Genomic DNA, 6719 nt, shown 5'->3' with positions numbered 1-6719 from the left:
AGGTTCGATAAAGTAGCCGTTGACGATGCCGCACGGGTCACTGTAACCGTGTAGGTTGTTTGGGTGGTTCCGTCCTGTGCCGTCACAACGGTTGTGATGGTATTGGTGCCAACATTCAGGCTGATCGGACCGGACGGAGTTCCCGATGTTACGGCATTACCATTCACCGTTACTGCCGCACTGGCATCCGAGGTGGTTGGGGTAGCGGTAATGCTCGTCGTTGCATTGCTCACACTGGCCGTATAGCTGGTGGTTCCACTGGCAAATGCCGGGGTCAGCGTTCCCGAGCTAAGTGTCAGGTTGGATAATGTCGCTGTTGACGATGCCGCACGGGTCACTGTAACCGTGTAGGTTGTTTGGGTTGTTCCGTCCTGGGCCGTCACAACGGTTGTGATGGTATTGGTGCCAACATTCAGGCTGATCGGGCCGGACGGAGTTCCCGATGTCACTGCATTTCCATTTACCGTTACTGCCGCATTGGCATCCGAGGTGGTTGGGGTAACGGTAATGCTCGTCGTTGCATTGCTCACACTGGCCGTGTAGCTGGTGGTACCGCCGGCAAAAGCTGGTGTTAATGTTCCTGAACTTAAAGTTAGATTCGACAGCGTAGCAACCGAAGAAGCTCCACGCCCCACATTAATAGTATAAGTGTCCGTTGTGGTTCCATCCTGAGCAGTTACTACTATAGTAACTATATTCTGACCCAGGGATATCGGGCCTACCAGCAAAATTAAAGGTAAAGATGTTCCCCCTGACGCTACGGCAACACCATTAACAGTTATAGTAGCATTTGGATCGGTGGCTGTAGGGCTTACGGTTATGGTGGCAACTGCATTGACAACATTATCGGTATACGAGGTAACCGCGCTTGAAAATGCCGGATTTAATGTCCCGGCGCTAATTGTCAGGTTAGATAGTGTCGCTGCCGATGATGCAGCACGGGTAACCACCACGGTATAAGTATCGGTCGTAGTTCCATCCTGAGCAGTTACAACTGTCGTGATGGTGTTTGTACCAACATTTAAACTGATCGCTCCAGACGCTGTTCCGCTGTTTACCGCATTACCATTTACCGTTATCGTAGCATTCACATTTGACGCGGTTGGAGTCACTGTAATGCTTGTCGTTGCATTGCTTACAATGGCTGCATAACTAGTTGTACCGCTGGCAAAACCTGGCGTTAACGTCCCGGCACTTAAAGTTAAATTAGATAATGTTGCTACTGCTGATGCGGCTCTGGTTACTGTAACTGTATAAGTATCTGTTGTTGTTCCGTCCTGGGCCGTCACAACGGTTGTGATGGTATTGGTGCCAACAGTCAGACTGATAGCTCCCGACGCTGTTCCGCTTGTTACCGCGTTCCCGTTAACAGTTACAGTAGCATTCGCATTGGTAGTAGTTGGGGTCACTGTAATACTTGTTGTTGCATTGCTTACATTGGCAGCATAACTGGTTGTGCCACTGGCAAAGCCTGGTGTCAATGTCCCAGAGCTAAGAGTCAGATTGGACAACGTAGCAACAGAAGACGCAGCCCTTGTAACTACAACCGTGTAGGTATCTGTTGTTGTTCCATCCTGTGCGGTAACAAGGGTGGTGATCGTATTGGTACCGACATTCAAGCTGATAGCTCCCGACGCTGTTCCGCTTGTTACTGCATTCCCGTTAACCGTTACAGTAGCATTCGCATTTGTAGTAGTTGGAGTTGCCGTAATACTTGTCGTTGCGTTGCTCACACTGGCTGTATAACTAGTTGTACCGCTGGCAAAGCCTGGTGTCAACGTGCCAGAGCTAAGAGTCAGATTTGATAAAGTTGCCACCGACGAAGCAGCACGGGTTACAACAACGGTATAGGTATCCGTCGTGGTTCCATCTTGTGCTGTAACTATCGTTGTTATCGTATTTGGACCTACGTTTAAACTGATTGGCCCTGAAGCATTACCACTTGCTACAGTAGTACCATTCACTTTTACAGTAGCTGTAGCATCGTTGGTTGTCGGAGTAACTGTAATACTGGTAGTAGCATTATTAACATTTGCAGTATAGCTATTTGTTCCACTGGCAAAACCAGGTGCTAATGTTCCGGCACTGAGTGTTAAATCAGATAGCGTGGCATCCGTTGATGGTGCGCGGGTTACCGTGACCGTGTAAGTATTTGTAGTTGTCCCGTCCTGTGCTTTTACGATGGTGGTGATTGTGTTTGTACCAACATTCAAACTGATTGCCCCTGATGCGTTTCCACTTGTTACTGCATTACCATTGACAGTAACCGTTGCTGTTGCATCGTTGGTAGTCGGTGTAACTGTTATGCTTGTCGTTGCATTGCTTACGCTGGCCGTATAAGTATTTGTCCCACTGGCAAAACCGGGTGTTAATGTACCAGAGCTAAGCGTTAAATTCGATAGAGTAGCATCAGATGATGGGGCACGTGTGACTACAACAGTATACGTATCTGTCGTCGTTCCATCTTGTGCCGTTACTATGGTAGTGATTGTGTTTGTACCAACATTCAAACTGATTGCACCTGATGCGTTTCCACTTGTTACTGCATTGCCGTTCACAGTAATAGCTGCTGTTGCATCATTAGTAGTCGGCGTAACTGTTATGCTTGTAGTTGCATTACTTACACTAGCTGTATAACTTGTAGTTCCACTCGAAAAACCAGGTGATAAAGCTCCTGTACTTAACGTTAAACCCGATAAAGTTGCGTCAGACGATGGGGCACGTGTTACCGTGACTGTGTAGGTGTCTGTAGTAACGCCATCCTGCGCAGTGCCGATGATCGTAATTGTATTATCACCTACACTCAAACTGATCGCACCAGAGGCCGTTCCGCTTGTCACAGATGATCCATTAACCGTAATTGTAGCGTTTGGATCATTGCTCGTTGGTGTAACAGTAATGCTGGTGGTCGCATTACCAACATTATCTGTATAACTGGTTGTACCGCTGGTAAATGCCGGGTTTAACGAACCATCACTGATTGTTAGATTGGATAAAGTAGCATCTGTTGATTGTGCAAAAACAGGTGTGGCAGACATCATCAACAACGCGCATATCAATATCAGCCCAACAGTCTTTGCCCATATACGCCTTATCCCACCGTTATTTGCAATTGTTGTTGGGTTTACTTTCCCTGTTACTTTGCTTTTTAGTGAGATATTATAAGATTCGAGTATAAGTTTATCCATTTGCTTCGACTAAAAATCTATCCGGAGAGCCTTTGCTTTCCGAAACAACTACTATTCTGCTTCTGCCGGTTAAAATATGACCGGGAATACTAATCCCCTTAATTGGCCCACATAGGAAGTAATGATGGTTTAAAGATAATTATAATCTTTAAAAGAAAGGTTATTGAAACAGAAGTAGATAGAAAATATAGTTAAAGCTAATATTCTAATATCTGTTAAGGACGAAGAATGAAACTATAAGTAAGGAGAAAAATAAGATTGTGATAAAAACCTCGATGAACTGTTCATTCGTAGCATCCCCTCCGAAAACCGCCTTGAACGATTCCTTAAGTTTTTGAACAATGAGTTTTGGATGCAGGTCTTTCACCGTCCCTTATACGGGATTGCATAGTAAAAGTTTCGTTTCTTTAAATACAAGTATTTGTTAATGAAATAATTACCGGATTAGCAATTAAAAACAACGAGGATTTAAACCTGAATCGCATCAGGCATAGCGGGCTTTTAACAGCTGCATCATAAATACATTTACATCCCATTGATTGGCGATAGGAGTACCTGTTCCCGGCAAATGAACCATATAGGGATGAGGCCCAAATTCAGGTGATATTGTTACCAGGTTATCGCCTTGCTGATTGCAGATTCTGTAAACGACCTTATCCCACCACAGCAGATGTTTATTCAGTGCTTCCTCCCATTCCGGCGATCTCGGGTCCGGAATCTGAGGCCCTTCAGGATATCCTACACGGGCGTGTAAGTGACCTGTTCTTTCCAACGCCAGTTCAACGGCCTCAGGTTGATTTTCGAGGAAAGATTCAGCCACATTTACCCAATGCGATATGTCAAGTGTTAATTTCAGGTCCGGCAGTTTTTGCAGATATTCTTTAGTGATATGTGCAGCAAAGCTAAATTTACCCCTATGCGTTTCATGATATACGGGCATACCCGTTCTGTCAGCATAGGCAGTCGCCACATCGATCATTCTTTTATTTTGTTCGAAGGTGAAAAAATCTTTGCCAGTTTGTGAGTTGACTTTTATCCAATTGAAAGGTTCAATTTTCCTGAACCATGCTGCAAAATTATCGGCATGAACGTTGATATCCAGGTCGCTGGTCTCATAATGCTGGGCAATTACCAGCAGCCCCATCTGCTCTGCTTTTCTACAGACCATTTCAAGTTCACTTGCAGGTGTACTATTGGCAATTCCGTATTCGATACCATCATAGCCTGCATCTTTTACTTTGGAGAGAAAGTCACCCCATGATAGCCCGGTACTCCCCCAGCGTGGACAAAAGAATTTTATATTCATTCAGGTTTTATAGGTTGATCAAGCGTAAGTTTACTATAAACAACGAAATAAGCTAAACCGCATTCATATTAAATGGCAGTTTCCTGATACGCTTGCCAGTCAAATCAAAAATAGCGTCAGTCAAAGCCGGAGTAAACGGCGGTAAACCGGGCTCGCCAACACCTCCTGCATCCGCATCGTTATCCATAACATATACATCGACCACGGGTACATCGCTCATTCGGGGCATCTGGTAGCTGTAAAAGTTTTTCTGCTCGACCAGGCCATCTTTAAACGTAATTTCATGAGTAGTAGCGGCACCTAAGGCCATAACCACCGAGCCTTCTACCTGTGCTTTAATAATATCGGGGTTAACATACCACCCGCAATCCATTACCGCCCACACGTGGTCTATCTTAATCCCTCCGTTACTTTTTCTTGAAACTTTTACCACCTGGCCCACGGTACTGCTAAAACATTCCGTTATGGCGACACCATACCCACTATTCTTTTCTCTTGATTTCCATCCCGATACTTCTTCCATTTTGTCAATTAGCTTTTGGCAGCGGTCATCATTTAAATATTGCCTACGAAAATCGAGCTGATCTTTCCCCGCAGCTATAGCCATCTCATTCAAAAAGCTCTCGATTGCAAAACCGTTGGTCGATGCATAAACCGAGCGCCACCACATATTGGGCAGAGGCATTTCGTAGGGAACATCCGAAAAACTGATATTTTTTATGCTCTTGTAATAAGGTGCCAGGAAACCTTCCGAAATACTGTCGTTTCCCTTATCCGTTTTACCACCCTGCCAATGTCCTATATTTTGCCCGGCAGTTTTAAATTTCAAAGCACTTATCCCACCATTTTCAAGAGCACCCTGGCAACGGTAAGTGACACCTGCACGATACGGCCCCTGGGTCATGTCGTCCTCGCGTGTCCAAACCACCTGCACCGGTCCGCCTATCTCTTTTGAGATCATGACAGCTTCGTGCGGATAATCCATAAAAGCTTTCCTGCCAAAACCACCGCCGAGAAAGGTCATGTTGACGATCACTTTTTCCTGCGGGATCTTAAGCCGGCCGCTGATATCCGCTTGTATCCAGTCCGGTGCTTGTATAGGACCCCATATTTCCACCTTGTCGCTCTGGTAATGGGCAACGCAGTTCAGCGGTTCCATTGCGCTGTGCGACTGGTAGGGGGTTTGATAGGTAACATCAAGCGTTTTTGAAGCTTGTTTAAGAGCACCATCCGGGTCACCCTGGGTTTTAACCGGTAAGCCTTCCTGCGTTTGCACTAATTCATTGTGCTTTTTAAAGATATCAGCAGTATTCACATGATCAAAGCCGCTATCATCCCACTCCACACGCAATGCTTTTTTTCCTTCTATTGCCGCCCAGGTAGAATCTGCTACTACAGCAACCCCTTCGCGGGTGGTATTGAAAACAGCCATCTGTACCTTAAAAACATGTTTAACACCGGGAATCTTTTTTGTAGCACTATCATCAAAGCTCTTTACTATACCACGCTGCCTCGGACAACGTTCAACAGCCGCATAAAGCATTCCGGGTAACTTCTTATCTAAACCGAATATGGCCTGTCCATTAGTTTTTAAAGGTGTGTCCTGCCGGTTCAGCGGCTTGCGGATCAGCTTATATTCTGATACTTTTTTAAGGTGAACGTCTTTAGGTGCTTCCAATTTTGATGCATCGGTAACAAGTTCTCCATAATGAAACTTCTTACCAGATGGTTTGTGGATCACATTTCCCGATTCAGCATAACATTCCGATGCCGGAACTGTCCACTTGGCTGCGGCAGCGGCAATCAGCATTTCGCGCGCTGATGCACTTAACTTTAATAAGTTTTTATAAGAACCACGTATGGTTGAGCTTCCTCCCGTGATCTGGCTTCCATATTTCTTGTTATCCCCCTGGGCAAAAATGATATTAATGTCCTTCATATCCACCTCCAGTTCCTCAGCAATAATCTGAGGTACTGACTGGTAAGACCCCTGCCCCATCTCGGCACGGTGATCGGTCAGGGTCACTTTGCCATTGGTATCAATATTGATCCAGGCATTCATCTGAACACCTGCTTTTTCTGCATCCGCGGCATGTATAAGTTGCTCCTCTTTTGCACTTGCAGAAGAATAAAAACCTAAACAAAGCGCTGTCCCGGCAACGCCGGAAACCCTGAGAAAATTTCTTCTTGATATTGCGTTCGTTTCCATTTTCGAATATGTTTTG

3 protein-coding genes are annotated in these 6719 nt (G+C 45.4%); all 3 read right to left on the bottom strand.

Annotated features, from left to right (window positions below):
• On the bottom strand, positions 1 to 3188 hold a 3188-nt coding region (locus Q3A68_RS19345; protein ID WP_302902777.1), incomplete at its 3' end, for a beta strand repeat-containing protein.
• 484 nt (positions 3189 to 3672) lie between these two features.
• The gene (locus Q3A68_RS19340) at positions 3673 to 4494 is read right to left on the bottom strand and encodes a sugar phosphate isomerase/epimerase family protein (RefSeq protein ID WP_302902776.1); all 822 of its coding nucleotides are present in this window, start codon (positions 4492 to 4494) and stop codon (positions 3673 to 3675) included.
• 52 nt (positions 4495 to 4546) lie between these two features.
• Entirely contained in the window at positions 4547 to 6703 is a 2157-nt protein-coding gene (locus Q3A68_RS19335) for a xanthine dehydrogenase family protein molybdopterin-binding subunit (RefSeq protein ID WP_302902775.1), read from the bottom strand.
• Between the last annotated feature and the right edge of the window lie 16 nt (positions 6704 to 6719).

The organism is Mucilaginibacter tolerans (genome assembly GCF_030519375.1).
GTDB lineage: Bacteria > Bacteroidota > Bacteroidia > Sphingobacteriales > Sphingobacteriaceae > Mucilaginibacter.
Note: the sequence above shows the minus strand (reverse complement) of the source record. Positions and strands in the feature narration are given on the sequence as shown.

Coding starts and splice junctions, on each gene's coding strand:
- Q3A68_RS19340 (WP_302902776.1), bottom strand. CDS start 4,494: ATGAATATAAAATTCTTTTGTCCACGCTGGGGGAGTACCGGGCTATCA.
- Q3A68_RS19335 (WP_302902775.1), bottom strand. CDS start 6,703: ATGGAAACGAACGCAATATCAAGAAGAAATTTTCTCAGGGTTTCCGGC.